Annotated in this window: 21 protein-coding genes; 15 read left to right on the top strand and 6 right to left on the bottom strand. The window is 73.5% G+C overall.

Annotated features, from left to right (window positions below; translation table 11 throughout):
• Window positions 1-80 precede the first annotated feature (80 nt).
• Window positions 81-1,124, bottom strand: a complete 1,044-nt coding sequence (locus tag ABZZ17_RS08715; RefSeq protein WP_356873490.1) for an aldo/keto reductase — start codon at window positions 1,122-1,124, stop codon at window positions 81-83.
• Window positions 1,125-1,220: 96 nt separating this feature from the next.
• On the opposite strand from ABZZ17_RS08715, the gene ABZZ17_RS08710 reads away from it, so the two are divergent.
• On the top strand, window positions 1,221-1,901 hold the full coding sequence (locus ABZZ17_RS08710; RefSeq protein WP_356873488.1) for a TetR/AcrR family transcriptional regulator: 681 nt from the start codon (window positions 1,221-1,223) through the stop codon (window positions 1,899-1,901).
• Window positions 1,902-1,982: 81 nt separating this feature from the next.
• Here ABZZ17_RS08710 and ABZZ17_RS08705 read toward each other — a convergent pair whose 3' ends face one another.
• Entirely contained in the window at window positions 1,983-2,375 is a 393-nt protein-coding gene (locus ABZZ17_RS08705; protein ID WP_356873486.1) for a TOBE domain-containing protein, read from the bottom strand.
• Window positions 2,376-2,555: 180 nt separating this feature from the next.
• Between ABZZ17_RS08705 and ABZZ17_RS08700 the strand changes: the two genes are divergently transcribed.
• On the top strand, window positions 2,556-3,989 hold the full coding sequence (locus ABZZ17_RS08700; protein WP_356873484.1) for a DHA2 family efflux MFS transporter permease subunit: 1,434 nt from the start codon (window positions 2,556-2,558) through the stop codon (window positions 3,987-3,989).
• Between the two features lie 19 nt (window positions 3,990-4,008).
• On the opposite strand, the gene ABZZ17_RS08695 is transcribed toward ABZZ17_RS08700, so the two are convergent.
• Window positions 4,009-5,013: an alpha/beta hydrolase gene (locus ABZZ17_RS08695; protein WP_356873482.1), complete on the bottom strand. Its 1,005-nt coding sequence runs from the start codon at window positions 5,011-5,013 to the stop codon at window positions 4,009-4,011.
• 92 nt (window positions 5,014-5,105) lie between these two features.
• Between ABZZ17_RS08695 and ABZZ17_RS08690 the strand changes: the two genes are divergently transcribed.
• The 3 genes from ABZZ17_RS08690 (at window position 5,106) to ABZZ17_RS08680 (ending at window position 7,589) form a co-directional block, all read left to right on the top strand.
• Window positions 5,106-5,714 (top strand): GNAT family N-acetyltransferase, encoded by a 609-nt coding sequence (locus ABZZ17_RS08690; RefSeq protein ID WP_356873480.1) that lies wholly within the window; start codon window positions 5,106-5,108, stop codon window positions 5,712-5,714.
• A gap of 62 nt (window positions 5,715-5,776) precedes the next feature.
• Entirely contained in the window at window positions 5,777-6,625 is an 849-nt protein-coding gene (locus tag ABZZ17_RS08685) for a PaaX family transcriptional regulator C-terminal domain-containing protein (protein WP_356873478.1), read from the top strand.
• Window positions 6,626-6,791: 166 nt separating this feature from the next.
• Window positions 6,792-7,589, top strand: coding sequence for a SigB/SigF/SigG family RNA polymerase sigma factor (locus ABZZ17_RS08680; protein WP_356873476.1), 798 nt, complete (start codon window positions 6,792-6,794; stop codon window positions 7,587-7,589).
• Window positions 7,590-7,655: 66 nt separating this feature from the next.
• On the opposite strand, the gene ABZZ17_RS08675 is transcribed toward ABZZ17_RS08680, so the two are convergent.
• On the bottom strand, window positions 7,656-8,087 hold the full coding sequence (locus tag ABZZ17_RS08675; RefSeq protein WP_356873474.1) for an ATP-binding protein: 432 nt from the start codon (window positions 8,085-8,087) through the stop codon (window positions 7,656-7,658).
• A 412-nt stretch (window positions 8,088-8,499) separates the two neighbouring features.
• On the opposite strand from ABZZ17_RS08675, the gene ABZZ17_RS08670 reads away from it, so the two are divergent.
• Both ABZZ17_RS08670 and pucL read left to right on the top strand, forming a co-directional pair.
• Window positions 8,500-9,849: an aspartate aminotransferase family protein gene (locus ABZZ17_RS08670; protein ID WP_356873472.1), complete on the top strand. Its 1,350-nt coding sequence runs from the start codon at window positions 8,500-8,502 to the stop codon at window positions 9,847-9,849.
• Between the two features lie 282 nt (window positions 9,850-10,131).
• A complete protein-coding gene (gene pucL / locus ABZZ17_RS08665) occupies window positions 10,132-11,049 on the top strand; it encodes a factor-independent urate hydroxylase (RefSeq protein ID WP_356873470.1) in 918 nt (305 codons plus the stop codon).
• Between the two features lie 62 nt (window positions 11,050-11,111).
• On the opposite strand, the gene ABZZ17_RS08660 is transcribed toward pucL, so the two are convergent.
• Window positions 11,112-11,564: a histidine phosphatase family protein gene (locus ABZZ17_RS08660; protein WP_356873468.1), complete on the bottom strand. Its 453-nt coding sequence runs from the start codon at window positions 11,562-11,564 to the stop codon at window positions 11,112-11,114.
• Window positions 11,565-11,804: 240 nt separating this feature from the next.
• On the opposite strand from ABZZ17_RS08660, the gene ABZZ17_RS08655 reads away from it, so the two are divergent.
• The 6 genes from ABZZ17_RS08655 (at window position 11,805) to ABZZ17_RS08630 (ending at window position 15,074) form a co-directional block, all read left to right on the top strand.
• The gene (locus ABZZ17_RS08655; RefSeq protein WP_356873467.1) at window positions 11,805-12,020 is read left to right on the top strand and encodes a CbtB-domain containing protein; all 216 of its coding nucleotides are present in this window, start codon (window positions 11,805-11,807) and stop codon (window positions 12,018-12,020) included.
• A gap of 46 nt (window positions 12,021-12,066) precedes the next feature.
• Window positions 12,067-12,822, top strand: a complete 756-nt coding sequence (locus ABZZ17_RS08650; protein WP_356873465.1) for a CbtA family protein — start codon at window positions 12,067-12,069, stop codon at window positions 12,820-12,822.
• Window positions 12,823-12,894: 72 nt separating this feature from the next.
• A complete protein-coding gene (locus ABZZ17_RS08645; RefSeq protein ID WP_356873463.1) occupies window positions 12,895-13,140 on the top strand; it encodes a hypothetical protein in 246 nt (81 codons plus the stop codon).
• Between the two features lie 164 nt (window positions 13,141-13,304).
• Complete coding sequence (locus tag ABZZ17_RS08640) at window positions 13,305-14,366, top strand: helix-turn-helix domain-containing protein (protein WP_356873461.1); 1,062 nt, start codon at window positions 13,305-13,307, stop codon at window positions 14,364-14,366.
• A 115-nt stretch (window positions 14,367-14,481) separates the two neighbouring features.
• Window positions 14,482-14,832 (top strand): hypothetical protein, encoded by a 351-nt coding sequence (locus ABZZ17_RS08635; protein ID WP_356873459.1) that lies wholly within the window; start codon window positions 14,482-14,484, stop codon window positions 14,830-14,832.
• 59 nt (window positions 14,833-14,891) lie between these two features.
• Complete coding sequence (locus tag ABZZ17_RS08630) at window positions 14,892-15,074, top strand: hypothetical protein (protein WP_356873457.1); 183 nt, start codon at window positions 14,892-14,894, stop codon at window positions 15,072-15,074.
• A gap of 116 nt (window positions 15,075-15,190) precedes the next feature.
• Here ABZZ17_RS08630 and ABZZ17_RS08625 read toward each other — a convergent pair whose 3' ends face one another.
• Entirely contained in the window at window positions 15,191-15,601 is a 411-nt protein-coding gene (locus ABZZ17_RS08625) for a hypothetical protein (RefSeq protein ID WP_356873455.1), read from the bottom strand.
• 161 nt (window positions 15,602-15,762) lie between these two features.
• Here ABZZ17_RS08625 and ABZZ17_RS08620 point away from each other — a divergent pair, with 161 nt between their 5' ends.
• A complete protein-coding gene (locus ABZZ17_RS08620) occupies window positions 15,763-16,590 on the top strand; it encodes a hypothetical protein (protein WP_356873453.1) in 828 nt (275 codons plus the stop codon).
• 71 nt (window positions 16,591-16,661) lie between these two features.
• Entirely contained in the window at window positions 16,662-18,653 is a 1,992-nt protein-coding gene (locus tag ABZZ17_RS08615) for an FUSC family protein (protein WP_356873451.1), read from the top strand.
• Window positions 18,654-19,453 lie beyond the last annotated feature (800 nt).

Here is a 19,453-nt window from a genome sequence, read left to right as displayed (position 1 = left end):
GACCGGCCGGACATTCCCGTGATCCGCGTCACATCGCGGGAGGGGCCGGGGCGCCGGTCGCGGTCCGCGAGGCAGGGCGGTCAACGCGTCCCGGTCATGGGCGGGTTGAGGCGGGCGAAGCCCTCCTGGCGCTCGTACGGGAAGTACGGGTACGGCGCCGGCCGGTGGCTCGCGGCGTCGAGGCGGGCCGCCTGCTCGGGCGTCAGGGACCAGCCGACCGCGCCGATGTTCTGCCGGAGCTGCTCCTCGTTGCGCGCGCCGACGATGACGGAGGAGACGGTGGGGCGTTGCAGCAGCCAGTTGATGGCCACCTGGGGGACGGTCCGGCCGGTCTCCCGGCTCACCTCGTCGAGGGCGTCGACGACGTCGTAGAGGTGCTCGTCGTCCACCGGCGGTCCGTAGTCGGCGGTGTCGTGCAGGCGGCTGCCCTCGGGCAGCGGGCGGCCCCGGCGCAGTTTTCCGGTGAGGCGGCCCCAGCCCAGCGGGCTCCACACGACGGCGCCGACGCCCTGGTCGTGGCCGAGCGGCATCAGCTCCCACTCGTAGTCGCGGCCGACGAGCGAGTAGTAGACCTGGTGGGCCACGTAGCGGGGGAAGCCGTGCCGGTCGGCGGCGGAGAGGGACTTCATCAGCTGCCAGCCGGCGAAGTTGGAGACGCCGACGTACCGGATCTTGCCGGCCCGGACGAGCTGGTCGAGGGCGGACAGCACTTCTTCGACGGGGGTGGCGGCGTCGAAGGCGTGCAGCTGGAAGAGGTCGATGTAGTCGGTGCCGAGGCGGCGCAGTGCGTCCTCGGTCGCCCTGATCAGGCGGGAGCGGGAGGTCCCGGCGTCCATGGGGCCGTCTCCCGTCGGCAGGCCGGCCTTGGTGGACAGGATCACCTGGTCGCGGCGTCCCCGGACCGCCTGGCCCAGCACTTCCTCGGAGGCCCCCTCCGAGTACACGTCGGCGGTGTCGAACATCGTGATGCCGGCCTCGATGCAGATGTCCACGAGGCGGCGCGCCTCCTGCGCGTCGGTGGTGCCCCAGGCGCCGAACAGCGGGCCGCTGCCGCCGAAGGTGCCGGCGCCGAAGCTCAGGGCGGGGACCTTGAGACCGGACGTTCCGAGCTGCCTGTATTCCATGACGGATCCCTCCAGAAAGCAGTAATGGCACCGCAGACCCTTTAAGGTGATTCCAACGTAACAGGAGACCGTCACTAATAGAACCGGAGAACCGTTATGGCTTCGAGTGATGCCGCCGAGCCGGCCGAGTCGAGCGCGCCCGGGGGGACCACCGAGCCCGGGGGAGACACCGAACCCGAACCCGCCGAGCCGGGGACCGTGCGACCCGGGGGCCGCACGGCCCGGGTCCGGGCGGCCGTGCTCCGGGCGGCCGGGGACACCCTGGCCGAGCAGGGCTTCCACGCTCTGGACCTGGCAGAGATTGCCCGCCGCGCGGACGTCGGCAAGACCACCGTCTACCGCCGCTGGGGCACGGTCGCCGGACTGGTCGCCGACCTGCTGACGGACATGGCCGAACAGTCGCTGCCCCGCACCGAGACGGGCTCCCTGCTCGACGACCTCACGGCCAACGCGGCCCTCGTCCGGCGCACGCTGACCGACCCCCGCCAGGGGCCCCTGTTCAAGGCGGTGATCGCGGCGGCCGCGAGCGACCCGAGGACGGCCGAGGCCCTGCACCGCTTCTACGAGGTCCGCGTCGCGGAATGGGCGCCCTGCGTACGGGAGGCCGTCGAGCGGGGCGAACTGCCGCCGGGCACCGACCCCTCCGAGGTCATCCGGGCCGTCTCCGCCCCGCTGTACTACCGCTTCCTCACCACCGCCGCCCCCCTCGACGAGGCCGCCGCCGACCGCGCGGCACTGGCGGCACTGGCGGCGGCCCGCGCGGGGGCGTACGCCTGACGGGGGCGGGGTCCGGGCGGGGGCGGTGTTCCCCGCGCGGCCGGGTGTCCCGCGCGGACGGGTGTCTTACGCGCCGGTCGGTCAGGTGCGGTCGACGAAGACGCTGGTCGACTTCACCCGGGCGGTGGCGCGCATGCCGACCGCGAGGCCCAGCTCCTCCACGGCCTCCCGGGTCAGCAGGGACACCACCCGGTGCGGGCCGGCCTGAATCTCCACCTGCGCGCTGACCGTCCCCAGCTTGATCCCGGTCACGATCCCCGGGAAGGCGTTGCGGGCCGACGTGTACGGGGCGTCCTCGCCCTCGGCGCCCTCCTGGGCCACCTCGACGCAGAACACCGCCAGGTCCGGCCCGTCGACGATGCGGCGGTTGCCCTCGCGACGGGTGGGGAAGCGGCCCGCGTCCGCCCAGCGGCGTGCGGTGTCGCTGCTCACGCCGAGCAGCCGGGCTGCCTGGCCGATCGTGTAGGACTCCATGGAGCGCAGCCTAGGGTGTCGGCCCGCCGCCACCGCCCCCGGCCGTGAACGCGGTGTCCGAGGCCGGTGTTTCACGTGAAACACCGGCCGTCCACCGCCGCCCGAGTACCGGGTGTTCGGGTGGTACGGAGATCCGGGGGCGGCCGCGCCGCCCTTGCGGGACCGACGAGGAGGCACACCGTGCACACGCCCCTGACCGCCATCGGGGCACCCGCCCCCTCCCGGCCCAACCCGTCCCCCACGGCGATCGCGGTGGTGGTGATCCTCGGCTCGTTCATGATCGTCCTTGACACCACCGTCCTGGGCGTCGCCCTCGGAGGGCTCTCCCGGCACTTCCAGGCCCCGCTCGCCACCCTCCAGTGGACCGCGACCGGTTACACGCTGGCCCTCTCGGCCGTCATCCCGGTCACCGCCTGGGCGTCGGGCCGGTTCGGCACCAAGCGGCTCTACATGCTCTCCATGGCCGTGTTCGGCGTCGGTTCGGCCCTGGCGGGCCTCGCCTGGTCCATCGAGACCCTGATCGCCTTCCGGGTCCTCCAGGGGCTGGGCGGCGGCATGCTGGTGCCGCTGGGGATGGCCATGGTGCTGACCGCCTCCGCCCCGGAGCACAAGGGCCGGATGATGGGCCTGCTGGGCATTCCCGTACTGGTGGGACCGCTGGTCGGGCCGGTACTCGGCGGCTGGCTGGTCGACGCGGCCTCGTGGCGCTGGATCTTCTTCATCAACGTGCCGGTCGGCATCCTCGCCCTGGTGCTCGCCGCGCGGACCTTACCCCGCGAGGCGGTCGGTGCGGCCGGCCGCCTCGACGTCCTCGGCCTGGTGCTGCTCTCCCCCGGACTCGCGGCGCTGATCTACGGACTGGCCACCGGCGGCGAGCACGGCGACTTCTCTTCGGCCGGCGCGCTGGTGCCGGCCCTGGTGGGGGCGGCCCTGGTGCTGGGCTTCGTCTTACGGGCGCTGACGACTCGTGCCCCGCTGCTGGACCTGCGGCTGCTGAAGGTGCGGGCCTTCGCCAGCGGGATCGGCACCCTGGCCCTGTTCGCCGGCGCCTACTTCGGGGCGATGATGCTGGTGCCGATGTACTACCAGCTGGTCAGGGGCGAGAGCGCGACGGCGTCCGGGCTGCTGGGCGTGCCGCAGGTGATCGCCACGGGGATCGCCCTCCAGGTCACGAGCCGGCTGACCGACCGGATCCCCGCCGGGCGCGTCGTCCCGGCCGGGATCGTGCTCGCGGTCCTCGGGTACGGGCTCTTCACCCTGCGGCTCGGCGCCGGCACTCCCTACTGGCAGCTGGTCGGCGCGCTCACCGTGGCCGGGGCCGGGGCGGGCATGACGATGATGCCGACCGTCACCGGCGCCACCCGGGGCTTCGCCGCCGCCCAGGTACCGGCGGCCTCCACCCTGATCAACATCAACTCGCAGATCGCCGGTTCCGCCGGTACGGCGCTGCTGTCGGTCCTGCTCACCACGTCGGCGGCCGGGGCCGGGGGACTGGTCGAGGCCGGCGCCGCCTCGGCTCCGGCACTGGCCGCGGCCTTCCGGGAGACCTACGTCTGGGTGGTCGCCCTGATGGCGGCCTCCCTGGTTCCGGCCCTCTTCCAGCCCCGCCGCTGACGCGGACCGGGCCGACGGCCTACCCACCCCGCCGTTGCTCCAGGAAGTTCCGCTGGTCGGCGAGGAGGCCGGGCGGGAACAGGGCCCGCGGGGCGAACAGGGCCGTCAGGGTCAGCCGCCAGGAGGAGCGCTCGACGGGGGTGCGGACGAGGGCGTGGGTGGCGGCGGGATAGCGGCGGACGGTGAGGGTGCCGGGGGCGAGCAGCTCCCGGTAGACGGCCTCGGTCTCGGCTCCGTCCACGTTGAGGTCGTCGGCGCCGGAGAGCAGCAGCACCGGTACCGGGGGCATCGCGCGCAGGTCCGCGCGGGCGTCGGCGGTGTGGTTGCGGCTGATGAACGTCCAGCGGGCGGCGCTCAGGTCCGGATCCGCGTCCGGGCCGGACCGGTACTCCGCGTACGTCGCCCCGCGCCGCAGCAGTTCCAGGGTGGTCTCCCGGGCGCGCAGGGCGGCCGCGGTGCGTTCGGGGCCGGCGCCCTCGGCACGCAGCTCGGACCGCAGGTGGTACTCGCCCTGGCGGTGCCAGTTGACGGCCGTGCCGACCGCGATGACGAAGGCCACGCCCGGCGCCGGGACCCGGGCCACCACCTTGGGCATCACCCATCCGGCCTGGCTGGCGCCCCACAGGCCGATCCGGTCCCCGTCGATCCCGGGGCGGGTCCGGGCCCAGGCGAGGGCGTCGGCCGTCTCGCGGGCGCGGTCGTCCATGGACTGGGAGAGCCAGTCGGCGGGCTTGTCGAGGGACAGCGAGGCGTACCCGGCACGGGCGAAGGCCTCCCAGTAGGGCCGGTAGAAGCCGTCGTGGGTGGCGTCCGCCTCCCCGTCGCCGTGCACGAACACGACGAGCGGGAAGGGGCCGGAGCCGGTGTCGGGGGTGGCCAGCACCCCCGGCAGCTCCCGGCCGCCGGCCGGGACCGCGACCCGCTGTTCGCGCAGGTCGTAGCTGTTCTGCCAGAGCACGACGCCCGTGAGGGCGGCGGCCACGAGGACGACGGCGGCCAGGGTGACGGTCAAGGCCTTGCGCATGGCTCCTCCTTCTCGGTCGGTCCCGGTCGGCTCACAGTATCTATCATTCAGAAAACGATCGTAGCGTCAATGAACGTATTACGCTTGTGCCCATGACGACGGAGAGCGGCCGCACCCGGGTGCGGCGAGGAGTGCCCGAGGGCGCCGAGGAGCGGGTGGCCGAGCTGTACTGGGAGGCCTTCGGCCGGAAACTGGGCGCCGCGCTGGGCTCGGCCGCGGCGGGGCGCCGGTTCATCGCCGCCCACCTGCACCGGGACCGGGCCCTGACCGCCCTGGCCGAGGACGGCCGCGTGCTCGGGGTGGCCGGCTACCAGCTCGCCGGACGGGGCCTCGTAGGCGGCGACGCGGCCGCCGTCAGGGCCCAGTACGGGCAGGTCAGGGGCCTGTACCGGGTGTTCCTGCTGGCGCTGCTGGAGCGCACCCCGGCCCGTGGCGAGCTCGTCATGGACGGCATCGCCGTGGATCCCGCGGCGCGCGGGCGGGGCATCGGCGGGCTGCTCCTCGACGGGATCGAGGAGGTGGCGGCCGAACGGGGCTGCCGACGGATCCGGCTGGACGTGATCGCCGAGAACCCCCGCGCCCGGGCCCTGTACGAGCGGCGCGGGTTCACGGCCGCGCGGGTGCGGCGCACGCCGTGGCTGCGGGACGTGCTGGGCTTCGGAGCCGTGACGACGATGCACAAGGCGGTGGCGGCCCGATGAGCGCGGGACGACCAGTGGAAACGACCGGGCCGGCGGCAGGGCCCGGTTCCGTGGCGGGGCCCGTGGTTCCGACGCGGCTCGTGGTGCACGCGCTGGTCCGCGAGGACGGTTCCGTGGACGCCGCAGAGCTGTACGAGGTCGCGGCCGCGCTCGGCATGACCGACCAGCAGGTGCGGCTGTGCGTGAAGCGGCTCGCGGCGGAGGGCCGCTTCACGCAGGAGGGCCGCGGCCGGCGGGCCGTACTGCGGCTCACGGGGGCGGCGGACGCGGCGGCGGCCGGTCTGCCGCTGGTCCCCGAGGTGGACTTCGTCCGGCACGCCTACCGGCAGGACGGCGGGCTGGAGCCGTGGGACGGGGTCTGGCACCTGTACGCCTTCGCCGTCCCGGAATCGGCCCGGACCGCCCGGGACGCACTGCGGGACACCCTGACCGCGCTCGGCGCCGCCCCCGTGCAGGGCGGGCTGTACGTCACCCCGAACGACATCGGCGCGTACGTACGGGCCCGCGCGGCGGAACTGGGCGTCAGCGACGGGCTGACCTGCCTGAGCAGCCGGGACCTCACGGTGGGCGGAACCACCGATCCGGTGGCCCTGGCGGCCCGGCTGTGGCCGCTGGAGGAGATCGCGGGGCGGTACGCGGCCCTGCACGCCCTCGCCGCGGGCTCCCCGGGCCCCGGTCCCGCCGACGGCCCGGGGGCCCCTCTCGCCCACGCGGTGACCCTGGCGGCCGCCTTCGGGGAGGCCATGCTCCCGGACCCGCTCCTGCCGCCCGAGCTGCTGCCCGACCCGTGGCCGGGCGCGGTGGCGCGCGCGGCGGCGGCTACGGCCTGGGCCCGGCTCCGGTCGGCCGCGGACCCGGACGGCCCGCGCCTGTTCCGGCTCTATGCCGAGGCGGTCACGCCCCCGCCGTAGGTCGTGTTGCTGCTGGTCAGGCCGTTGTTTCACGTGAAACGGCATGCCGTGTCGAAAAAATATGCGGGTATCCAGCGGTTCAGGCGGGTATATCCCCCTGGACAGCGACCGCGCAGGACGACGGCCCCGCCCACGGGACCACACCGTCGGAGGAGAGCGCAGAGCGATGGACCGTACAGACCTCACCGACGTCGGAACGCACGAAGCCCGGGCCCTCTCGGTGGCCCTGTTCCAGCGGCTGGCCGCGCTCGACGAGGGCACGGCGGAGTACTCGTACGTCCGCAACACCCTCGTCGAGCTGAACCTGAGCCTGGTGAAGTACGCCGCCCGGCGCTTCCGGGGCCGGAGCGAGCCGATGGAGGACATCGTCCAGGTCGGCACGATCGGCCTGATCAAGGCCATCAACCGGTTCGACCCCGAGCGCGGGGTCGAGTTCACCACCTTCGCGATGCCGACCATCACCGGCGAGATCAAGAGGTTCTTCCGCGACACGAGCTGGGCCGTGAAGGTCCCCCGCCGGCTCCAGGAGCTGCGGATCGACTCCGCCAAGGTGCACGACACGCTCGAACAGGACCTCGGGCGCGAGCCCACGGACGCGGAGATGGCCGAGCGGCTGCACGTCACGCCGGAGGAGTTCTCGGAGGGCCAGAAGGCGGCCCGCGCCTACTCCGCCCGCTCGCTGGACGCCCCGGCGCCCGAGGACACCGAACGCGACCCGGTCGCCGAGCGGGCCTCGCTCGGCGAGGAGGAGCCGGCGTACGACACGATCGAGTGCCTGGAGTCCCTCAAGCCGATGCTGGCCGGGCTGCCCGACCGGGAGCGGGCGCTGCTGGCACTGCGGTTCGGGCAGGAACTGACCCAGTCCGAGATCGGGGACCGGCTGGGCCTGTCCCAGATGCACGTCTCCCGGCTGCTCAACCGCACCCTGACCCGCCTGCGCGGCGGCCTCCTCACGGACGCGTAGCCCGGCGGGGAACAACCCCGTACCGCCCCCGCCCGTACTGGGCCGGGGAGGTACGTGCCCGGCGCGTCAGCCGCCCGGACCGGGCTCGGGGGCCGGTCCCGGGGCGGTGACCTCCAGCCAGACCGTCTTGCCGGTCCGGCCGTCCGCCGAGGGTTCCCAGCCCCAGCCCTTCGCGAGCCGCGCCAGCAGGATCAGCCCGTGCCCTCCGGGACGCGACCGGGCTTCCGCCGGCCGGGCGCGCGGCGGCTCGTCGCTGTCGTCGCTGACCTCGACCCGCAGCCGTCCGGGGCTGTGCCGGAGGACCAGTTCACGCGGCCCGCCCGCGTGCAGGCAGGCGTTCGTGACCGCCTCGGACACCAGCAGGAGCGCGTCCTCCGTCTCCTCCGCACCGTCCGGCCACAGCCAGTCGTCGAGGGCCCTGCGAGTGAAGTCCCGGCACCGGGTCACGACCCCGGTCGTGGCGCCGCCCAGGACGAGCCTCCGCGTCTGCTCCGCCACCGGCTCTCCCGTCTCCGCCCTGCCCCTCGGCGCCGCACCTACCCGGCCCCGCCTCGGACAATCCCATGCTTTGCTCCACGAGAACACGCCGGGGCCGCCCGTCGTACCGGCCGAGCACCGAAAATCAGTCCCGAATGGGCACAAAGAGGGCGTGGAGCAGGAAGATCCGCGGCGAAGGGGGCGCCGAACGGCACGAAGAACCCTTCGCTCCCTGGCGGTGAGCGAAGGGTCCCGTCGTGGACGTTCCACCGGTCTCCCCCGTGGAGCGGCTGCCGTGAAAGTAGGCCGCCGTCCGCCGCCGGGGCGAGGCCCGGGCCCGCGATCCGTCAAGTCAGCGCCCCGCCCCGAAGCTCCGGCCACGCCGGACCGGAGGCACCCCGGGGTCCACATCCTGGACAACTACCCTCGGTACATGAACGCAGAAGCCGCTGCCCTCGCCTCAGTGAAAGACGCCGACCGGAAGCACGTCTTCCATTCCTGGTCGGCGCAGGAGCTCATCGACCCGCTCGCCGTGGCCGGGGCGGAGGGCTCGTACTTCTGGGACTACCAGGGCAACCGTTACCTCGACTTCTCCAGTGCGCTCGTCTACACCAACATCGGCTACCAGCACCCCAAGGTCGCCGCCGCCATCGCGGAGCAGGCCGCCAAGCTCTGTACCGTCGCCCCCGGTTTCGCCGTGGACGTCCGTTCCGAGGCGGCCCGGCTGATCGCCGAACGCACCCCCGGCGACCTCGACAAGATCTTCTTCACGAACGCGGGCGCCGAGGCCGTGGAGAACGCCGTACGGATGGCCCGGCTGCACACCGGCCGGCCCAAGGTCATGTCCGCCTACCGGTCGTACCACGGCGCCACGTCCACCGCGATCAACCTGACCGGTGACGCGCGCCGCTTCGGCAACGACAGCGCGACCGCCGGTGTCGTCCACTTCTGGGGACCGTTCCTGTACCGCTCGCCGTTCCACGCGGCGAACGAGGCCGAGGAGTCCGCGCGCGCCCTGCGCCACCTGGAGGACACCATCATCTTCGAGGGCCCGCAGTCCATCGCCGCGATCATCTTGGAGACCGTCGGCGGCGCCCCCGGCGTGCTCGTCCCGCCTCCCGGCTACCTCGCGGGCGTGCGCGAGCTGTGCGACCGCTACGGGATCGTGTTCATCCTGGACGAGATCATGGTCGGTTTCGGGCGCACCGGTAAGTGGTTCGCCGCCGAGCACTGGGACGTCACCCCCGACCTCCTCTGCTTCGCCAAGGGCATCACCAGCGGGTACGTGCCGCTCGGCGGTGTCGCCATCTCCGCCGCCATCGCCGAGACCTTCGCCCGCCGGCCCTACCCGGGCGGTCTGACGTACTCCGGTCACGTCCTGGCCTGCGCCGCCGCCGTCGCGACGGTCAACACGATGGCGGAGGAGGGCATCGTCGAGCAGTCCGCCCGCACCGGCTCGGAACTGCTCGGTCCGGGCCTGCGGGCGCTCGCCGAGCGGCACCCGTCGGTCGGCGAGGTGCGCGGCATGGGCACCTTCTGGGCCCTGGAACTCGTCCGCGACCGGGAGACCCGCGAGCCGCTGGTCCCGTACAACGCCTCCGGCGGCGACAACGCGCCGATGGCGGAGTTCGGGGCGGCCTGCAAGAAGGGCGGCCTGTGGCCGCTGACCGCCGGGAACCGGATCCACGTCGCCCCGCCCTGCAACATCTCCGCCCAGGACGTGGCGAAGGGCCTCGGAATCCTTGACGAGGCCCTCAGCGTCGCCGACGCACACATGGCCTGACCTGCGGGTTTGTGGGGTCGCCCAATCCGTGGGTGCCGGTGTTCGGATGATTCGCGCGGTGGTTAACCCGCCGTACACATGCTGCAATCCGTGCAGGAACCGCAGCGAACGACACCTGCGGGCCCAAGCACCTACGGACCGGGATGCACGTCAGTCCCGGGGCGGCCCCGCGGGGCCGAACGGCGGGGAGCGGGACGTCCTTCAACGGGCGGGCGCTGGACGCCGGGCGTACGGGATCCAGACAACCGGACTCCGTGTTCCCGAGACCCGAAGGAAGACAGCATGAGCAAGCACGTCCTGGCGCAGAACCAGTACGGCAAGGCCGAGAACCGCATCGTCAAGGTCACCCGCAAGGGCAACGACGGTTCCTGGCACGAGATCCGCGACCTCAACGTCTCGGTCGCGCTCCGTGGTGAGTTCCGCGACGTCCACCTGACCGGCGACAACGCCAACTGCCTGCCGACCGACACCACCAAGAACACGGTGTACGCCTTCGGCAAGGAGCACGGCATCGCCTCCCCCGAGGCCTTCGGCATCCTGCTCGCCAAGCACTTCGTCTCCTCCCAGCAGCCGATCCGCGAGGCGCAGATCCGCATCGAGGAGTACGTCTGGGACCGCATCCCGGTCCCGACGCGCAAGGAGCAGCACTCCTTCGTCCGCAAGGGCCAGGAGGTGCGCACCGCGCAGATCACCTACAGCGAGACCACGGGTCTCCAGGTCATCTCGGGTCTGAAGGACCTGACGGTGATGAACTCGACGAACTCCGAGTTCCACGGCTACATCAAGGACAAGTACACGACCCTCCAGGAGGCGTACGACCGCATCCTGGCGACCAAGGTCACCTCGCGCTGGGCGCATTCGGCGCTGGCCGCCGACGACCCGCAGTACGACTGGGACCAGTCGTACAAGAAGGTCCGCAAGCACATGCTGGAAGCCTTCGCCGAGACGTACTCCTACTCGCTCCAGCAGACCCTGAACCAGATGGCCGAGCGGGTGCTCGACAACTGCCCGAAGGTCAACGAGGTCCGGCTGAACCTCCCCAACAAGCACCACTTCCTCGTCGACCTGGAGCCCTTCGGCCTCAAGAACGACAACGAGGTCTACTTCGCGGCGGACCGGATGTACGGCCTGATCGAGGGCACCATCCACCGTGACGGCGTGCAGCCGGTGATCGCCACGTCCGACTGGATCGTCGCCTAGGCCCCCTTCGGTCGCCACGGCCCGGACCGCGTCGCGGGGTCCGGGCCGTGGCGCTGCCCGGGCTACTCCGGGTCCCGGTCCCGGCCCACCAGGAGGTTCCAGCGGCCGGCGCGCCCGCTGAGGGTGGTGACGGTGTCCGGCCGGACGTCGAGGCGCCAGAACGCGGCGGCCGGCAGCTCCAGCGCCGCGACCACGGCCGCCCGTACGACGGCCTGCGCGACCACGGCGTGGTGCCGGCCGGGTTCCAGACCGGCCAGGTGGGCCCCGGTGCGGGCGATCAGGGCGGCCACGGACTCCCCACCGCCCGGAGGCGCGTACTCCGGGTCGGTGAGCCAGCTCCGGACGGCCTGCGGGTCCTCGGCGGCGACCTCCTCCAGGGTCCGCCCGGCCCACGCGCCCGTGGCGGGCCCGGCCAGGCCCTCGTGTCCCGGGCAGGGATCCCCGTGTCCGAACCGGCCCTGACGGGCGTCCGGGCCGAGCGGCGGGGTGGTCAGGTGCACGCGTACGGAGGGCATGGGGGGAGCGTAGGGCGCTCCGACCAGCGCGCGAGAGGGCGCGTGCGCGCCGTGGCGTTCCGGCCACCCGCGCGGTACGTTCTCGACGACATGACGAAGGTATGACGGAAGCACCGGTGAAACTCCGGCACGGTCGCGCCACTGTGAATCCCCTCGCACGATGGAGGGGAGAAGTCAGACCCGCCACCTTCGGTTCGAGCACCACTGACCGGGACGCGTGTTCCCCCTGGAGGTTCTGCCATGGCTCACTCCGCCGTACCCACGACGGCTCCCGCCGCGATCACCCCGATCTCCCTCTCCGCACTGGCCCCCTGGGCCGTCTTCGCGGGCGTGCTGACCCTCGTACTGCTCTACTTCGTCGGCGTCGAGCAGGGCGCCACCGCCCTCTTCGAGGGCGAGACCATCCACGAGTGGCTGCACGACGGCCGCCACCTGCTCGGCTTCCCCTGCCACTGATCACCTCCCGCTGATCAGCCGTCCCCACCCGCGCAAGGGAACCCACGTGAACCCCATCTCCCCCCGCGTCCTGCTCGTCCGGGGCATGCTCGCCGGTCTGCTCGCCGGCGTCGCCGCGTTCCTCGTCGCCTACCTCCTCGGCGAGTCCAAGGTGGACGCGGCGATCGCCATCGAAGAGGCCGGCGCCGCCGTGGGCCACGACCACGGCGACGAACCGCCGGTCAGCCGGGCCCTCCAGGCCACGGCCGGTCTCGGCACCGGCGTCCTGCTGTTCGCCGTCGCGCTCGGCGGCATCGCCGCGCTCGTCTTCTGCTACGCCCTGGGCCGCATCGGGCGCTTCGGCACCCGGGCCACGGCCGCCCTCGTCACCGGCGCCCTCTTCGTCGTCGTGACGCTGGTGCCGTTCTTCAAGTACCCCGCCAACCCGCCGGCCGTGGGAGACCCCGACACCGCCGCCCGGCGCACCGCCCTCTACCTCCTGATGATCGCCTTGAGCGCGCTGCTGGCGGCGGGTGCGCTGATCCTGGGCCGGCGCCTGGCGCCCGGTCTCGGCAACTGGAACGCCTCGGTCGTCGCCGGGCTCGCGTTCATCGCGGCGGTCGGCCTCTCGTACGCCCTGCTGCCCGGGATCAACGAGGTCCCCGAGGGCTTCCCGGCCGCGCTGATCTGGGACTTCAGGCTGGCCTCGCTGGCCATCCAGACCACCCTGTGGGCGACTTTCGGCCTGGCCTTCGCGTTTCTAGCCGAACGCGCTATTGCCCCGACCGCCGCACCCAAGGAGGCTGTACAGCCGACGAGTTGAGCGAGTCACGCGTGACACCCGTGGTGCGGACGATGCGCGCGTGCCGAGGGTGCTGAGGGTGGGAGCCGGGACATGCATACCGCGATCTGGGAATGGCGGGGCTGGACCGGCGCCACCCCGTTCTGGCTGAACTCCTTACTCCTGCTCCTGGCCCCCTTCACCGCCGCCACCCTGCTCGCCCAGATCGGCGTCATCACGGCCCTGGCCGCGCTCGGCGGCCTCGCCCGCCAGCTCTGGTTCGGCGACCACGGCCATCCCGCGATGCACATCGCCGCCGCGCTCATGGGGGCGGCGGCGGTGGTCTTCGTCGTGGTGTGAGCTATTCGAAGGAGTCGTCACCGCCGCCGAAGCGCTGGTTCAGAAGTCCGGTCCGGCTTCCAGGGCCCGGACCCGGTCCCTACCCGACCTCCCGGGCCGTCCCCGGGAAGGCACCCCTCCCGTCGGGTGAGAATGGGGGTTTCGAGTGAAACGCGGGGGCTGGTGTGACGTCTGGGCAGGACATACCCGAGGAGTATCTGACCGGGTACGTACGGATCCTCGAAGGCGTCACGGGCACCGGCCGCCTCCCGGGGCGGGACGAACTCGACGCCCGCCGGGAGCTCGGCGAGAAGGCGGCCGAAGCCGGCTTCGGACTGCGGGGCCTGGTCGGCGCCCACCTCGCCGCCACCCGGACGGCGCTCGGCGGCCGGGCCACCCCGGACCACGTGATGGCGGCGGTGGAGCAGAGCGTCGACGCCTTCGCCGAGGGGTACGAGCGGGCCCTCGTCCTGGCGGTCCGCCAGGAGGAGGCCGCCCGCCGGGAGTTCATCGACGACCTGCTGCTCGGACGCGGCGACCCCGGCCGCCTCGGCGAGCGCGCGGCACGCTTCGGACTGCACCCGGCGCACGAGCACGCGGTCGCCGTCGCCCGCGGCCCCGAGGCGTACGAGGACACCGGGCCCGCGATCCGGCAGATGGAACTGGCCCTGACCGAACGGTTCGGGAACACGGCCTTCCTCCTCGCCACCAAGGACGGCCGGCTGATCCTCGTGGCACCGAGCGACCGGAACGACGTGCTCGCCCACTTCGCCCAGCAGGCCCGCGCGACCGCCTCGGCGGGCGGCCTCGTCGGCGTCGGCCGGCCCCACCCGGGCACGGGCGGGGTCGTGACCTCGTACGAGGAGGCCCTCGGCGCGCTCGACCTCGCGGACCGGCTCGGCCTCGAAGGGCCCGTGCTGCACTCCGCCGACCTGCTGGTCTTTCCCGTACTGGCCCGGGACCGGGCGGCGATGGCCGATCTGGTGGTCAGCGTGCTGGGCCCGCTCCGGGCCGGCCGGGGCGGGGCCGGACCGCTGCTGGACACGCTCACCGCCTACTTCGACTCGGGGTGCGTATCGGCGGAGGCCGCCCGCCGACTGGGCCTGAGCGTAAGGGCCCTGACGTACCGGCTGGAGCGGATCCACCGGCTGACGGGGGCCGACCCCGGGGACCCGGTCGACCGGTACACCCTCCAGACGGCGGCGATCGGGGCACGGCTGCTGGACTGGCCGGCCCGCCCGCTGTAGCGGCCGGTAGCGCCGCTGCCGCCTGTCTGCCGACGGGGGTGTCTTCGTCCCCCGGTCGGGGGCTTCTCGGGCTCCGGCGGGGAGTCCTCCGGTGTGTCGGGGCACAAAGCGGGGCATGAGCGGTGCGCGATTCGCACGAGCGGTGCCGGCGAGGGTCCTGACAGTGGCCTGCGTCGTACTGCTGTGCCTGTTCGGCGCCGGTCCCGCGGCGGCGACGGTGGCCGAGTCCCGCCCCGCCTCCACCGCCCCGGCCGAACCCACCGAGGGGCAGTCGGATCCGGCCTCGGACCCCGAGTCCCGAGCCGCCCTGCGGGCGCAGTCCCGCGCGCTGCCGGCGGTACGGCAGCTGCCCCCCGAGGTGTTTCACGTGAAACACACGGGCGGGAGGTCCCGGGTCACCTCGTACGGGACGACCGGACCGGCCACCTCGCTGAGGGCGGTTCGGAGTGTGGTCCTGCGCTGCTGAGCTGGCCGAGCAGCAGCGCGCACCCCCACACTCCCCTCGAACCACCGTGAGGTTCCGCCATGCCCATCGACCCCTACGCCGCCCTGAACGCCATGCTCCGCGCCGAGGCCGCCCGCTTCACCCCGCCCGCGCGGCAGCCGGAACGGCCCGCACCGCAGGCCGTGAGCGCCGAGGCCCAAGCCCAGGCCAAGTCCGAGAGCGAACACCAGCAGCCCGTGGCGACGCCCGATACGGCCGCGTAACCCCGGCCGGCGCGGCCGGTCCGGCGCCCGCCGGAAGCAACGCGGGCGCCGGACCGACGGACCGGGAGAAGCCTGGCGCCCGGGGGCTCAGGGGCCCGGGCGGAGCGGCCGCCGGATCAGGGCTCGCGCGTGTAGTAGCGGTAGAAGGCGACGAGTCCCACGCCGATGCCGACGAAGAGCCCCACCGCAGTGGCACGCAGCACGGATTCGTTGGTCAGGCTGTGCAGATAGCCCGCGGCGATGCCGAGGAAGGCGCCGTACGCGGCGGCGTGCACCTCCCGCTTGAGCCGGGGGCCCACCCGGGCGAGGGCGAACATGATCGCGGCGAAGATGACGCCGCACAGGATCCCGTAGAAGACGTTGCCCGCGTCGACCGGGCCCATCTGGCGCTTGATGAAGGCCGCCCACACCCCGTACACGAGGCCGGCCAGCAGGGGACGGAGCAGGGCGCTCTTGCTGACGTGGTGGGCGTCGGCCGACCTCGCCGGGCGGTGCCGCCGGGAGACGGTAGGTGCCGCATGTGCCATGGCGGGGCTCCTCTCTTCCATCCTCCAGAGCACACCCGCCACCCCCGACCGGCAAGTGGATCACCCGGCCGGACCAGGGGAAACCCGCGACGGCCGGAGCACGCCACCCACTCGCAGCAACAACGGTGGCGCCGCCCCGCGCCCCGCCTTTCCCTGGTGACGTGCGCACCTTCCTCTCGGCGGCCCTCATCGTCCTCGTGACCCTGCTCGTCCCCGCGAGCGCCGTCGCGTACTGGGCCGACCACGAGCTGAGCGACGCCGGCCGCTACACGGCGGCCATGTCCCCCCTCGCCGAGGACCCCGCCGTCCAGGAGGTCGTCGTCACCCAGGCCGGACGCGCCCTCGCCGGACAGATCGACGCCGGCCCCTTCCAGGGCGGAGTGGACGCCCTGATCGCGGAGGCCCTGCGCTCCTTCGCCGGAACCACCGCCTACCGGACCGCCTGGGACGCCGCGAACCGCGCCGCCCACGCCGCCTTCCTCAACGCCCTCACCACCGGCCACGGCGACGCCCTCACCATCGACCTCGCCCCCGTGATCGCGCAGGTCAAGAGCGAACTGGTCGGGGACGAGGTGCCCTTCGCCGACCGCATCCCCGAGACCCACCTGTCCGTGAAGGTCATGGAGTACGACAACCTCGCCGCGCTCCGGAAGGGCTTCCACATGCTCCAGATCGCCGGTGTCTGGCTCCCCCTGCTGACGCTGGTGCTCGCCGCGGCGGCCATCGCCGTCGCCGTCCGGCGCCGGCACGCCGTCCTCGCCACCGGCATCGGGGTCGCCGTCGGAGCCGTGCTGCTGTGGATCGCGGTGAGCCTCTGCCGCCGCCTCGCCCTCGACGACCTGCCCGCCGACGTCGACCGGCCCGCCGCCGCCGCGGTCTACGACGCCCTCACCGCGTACCTGCGGACCGCCGCCTGGATCCTGCTCGCCGTCGGCCTCGCCGCGGCACTCGGCGCATGGCTGACGGGTCGGCTACGCCGCACCCCATAAGCTCGGAACGTACCCATCCTCCGCAGAACTCCCCAGAAGAACCGATTCGCGAGCGGCGACACGGAAGCGGAATGACCACCGAACGACGCACCGAGCACATACCGTCCGGGCGGCCCCGGCCGAATCCGCTGACACCCCCCGCCTGGCTGCTCGCCGGCCTGCGGCCGACCACCGCCCCCGTCCCCTGGGCCGCCGTCCTGCGCGCCGGGGTCGCCCTCTCCGTCCCGCTGGCCGTCGGCTTCGCCCTGGACGAACCCGAATACGGCGCGCTCGTCTCCATGGGAGCCCTGTCCGGGGTGATCGGCGACACCGCCGACGCCTACCGGATGCGCGTCCTCAACATCGCCGTCCCGCAGCTCTTCGGCGCCGTCGGAGTGGCCCTCGGCACCCTCGTCTTCGGACGCGGCTGGCTCGCCGTCGGCGTCCTCACCCTGATCGCCCTCGTCTCCGGCATGATCTCCTCGATCGGCACGGTCGCCTCCGTGTCCGGACTGCTGCTCCTGCTCAACGCCGTCGTCGGCGCCGGGCTGCCCCTGCCGCAACCCTGGTGGACGGCGCCGCTGCTGCTCGCCGCCGGCGGGCTGTTCGTCCTGGCACTGACCCTGCTGGGCTGGCCCCTGCGCGGCCGCCGGCCGGAACGGACCGCCGTCGCGTCCGCCTACCGGGCACTGGCCGACAGCCTGGAGGCCGCGGGCGGATCCGCGTACGAGGACCGCCGCCGTGACCTCACCCTCGCCCTGAACCACGCGTACGACCTGGTGCTGGGCCGCCGCGCGCGCGTCCACGGACGCAGCCCCTCCCTGGTGCGGATGCTCGCGCAGCTGAACGTGCTCATCCCGCTCGTCGAGGCCGCCCCCGCCGCCCACCTGCGCGGGCGGGCGCTGCCGCCCGAGATCCCGGCGGCCGTACGGGAACTGGCCGCGGCCGTCGAGGAGGGCCGCACCGGAACCCCCGTGCTCGACCTCCCGTCCCCGCACAGCCAGTCCGAACGGGCCATCGACGCCGCGCTGCGGCACGCGGCGGCCATCGTGCACGTCACCGACCCCGACATGCGCAACGTCGACGACCGGCTCGGCCGGCCCGCCGCCCTGCGCGTGCGGGCCCGGCGGGCCGTGCGCGACATGATGCTGTCCTCCGCCTCCTGGCGGTACGGGCTCCGGCTCGCCCTGTGCATCGGCCTCGCCCAGTCGCTGGTGTCCGTCGTCGAGGTCGAACGCTCCTACTGGGTCGCCCTGACCGTCACCTTCGTCCTCAAGCCGGACTTCGGCTCCGTGTTCTCCCGCGCCCTGCTGCGCGCGCTCGGCACCGCGGCCGGGCTGGTGCTCGCCGCCGCGGTGCTCTCCGAGGTGCCGCGGGGGTGGTGGGACGTACCGGTGATGTTCGTGCTCGCCGCGCTGATCCCGTGGTTCTCCGCGAAGGGGTACGCCTTCCAGACCGCCGCGATCACCCCCGTGATCCTGCTGCTGTCCGACCTGCTCAACCACCAGGGCTTCGACCTCATCCGGCCCCGGCTGCTCGACAGCCTGATCGGCTGTGCCATCACGCTGGTCGCCGGCTACCTGCTGTGGCCCGAGAGCTGGCGCACCCGGCTCGGGGACCGGCTCGCGGACTCCGTCGACGACGCGGCGCGGTACCTGGAACGGGCGTTCGCGCCCGTCGCCGACGAGGCCGCCGCGCGGGCCGCCCGGCAGGCCCGGCTCCATGCCCGGCGCCGGATCTACCGGGAGCTGTCCGGGGTGCGGAGCGAGTTCCAGCGGGCGTTGACCGAGCCGCCGCCCACGGGGGCGCGGGCGGCGGCGTGGTGGCCGTTGGTGGTCGCCGTGGAGCGGATCGTCGACGCGACGACGGCCGCGCGGGTCCGGGTCAACCACGGGGCGGAGCCGCCTGCCGCGGAGGACGTCGAGAGCCTGACCCGGGAGCTGCGCTCCCTCTCCGAGGGCGTCCGCGGCAGTGTGACCCCGATCCGCGTGGACGTCCCCCCCGGGCCGCCCCCGTCCAGCGTCCTCTCCCCCGTCCACCACGAAATAGCCGCAGCCCGAGCCATCGCCCACCCGTCCCCGTAACGCCCCGGCCCGCCGGGGCTGCGGGCGGGGCCGTTCCCGTGGTGGGGGGGCTGCGGGTGGGGCCGGGGTCGGGGCCGGGTGGGGGCCGGGTGGGGGGCTGCGGGTGGGCCGGGGTCGGGGCCGGGGTGGGGGGTCGTCCGGGGCGGGCATGATTTATGGCGCCTGTTCCGGGTCCCTTTTGCCGGTCGGGACAGGGCGCCAACAAATCACGTTTTAGCCCCGGCCGACCCCCCACCCCGTCCCCGCCCCCGGCCTGGGACCGTCCCCTGGCCCGTTCAGCCTCCTGATCCCCGCTGCCCAGGCCTGGCCGGCCTAACGGGGCCTCGCGTTGCTGATCCTGGCCATATCCAGCCTCGCCGGCGTTTGAGGCGCGGGGGTTTGGGGCGGAGCCCCAGGGGCCTGGCCCCGCTGGGTCATCCCGGTCCCGCCTGTGGTTGACACGCCGTGTCCGGGGCGGAGCCCCTGGCATCCGGCTCGCTTCAGCCTCGCCGGCGTTTGAGGCGCGGGGTCTGGGGCGGAGCCCCAGGATTTCCGGCTCCGCCGGGTCGTTTCAGCCCCGGCTGTGGTTGGCGCGCCGTGTGCAGGGCGGAGCCCCCGGCATCCCGGACCGCTTCAGCCTCGGCGGCGTTTGAGGCGTGGGGGTTTGGGGGCGGAGGCCCCGGGGGCTTGCTGAGCCGCGTCGGCGTTGAGGCGGGAACGGGGGAAGGGTGGGTAGGGGAATGCCCTGCGCAGCGGCACGTCGCGGGGCGGGGGTAGGCAGCCGGTCGGCGTCGCTGTGGTTCCGGGAGCGGGGAGGGGGT

The sequence above is a fragment of the Streptomyces sp. NPDC006512 genome, assembly GCF_040611935.1.
GTDB lineage: Bacteria > Actinomycetota > Actinomycetes > Streptomycetales > Streptomycetaceae > Streptomyces.
Note: the sequence above shows the minus strand (reverse complement) of the source record. Positions and strands in the feature narration are given on the sequence as shown.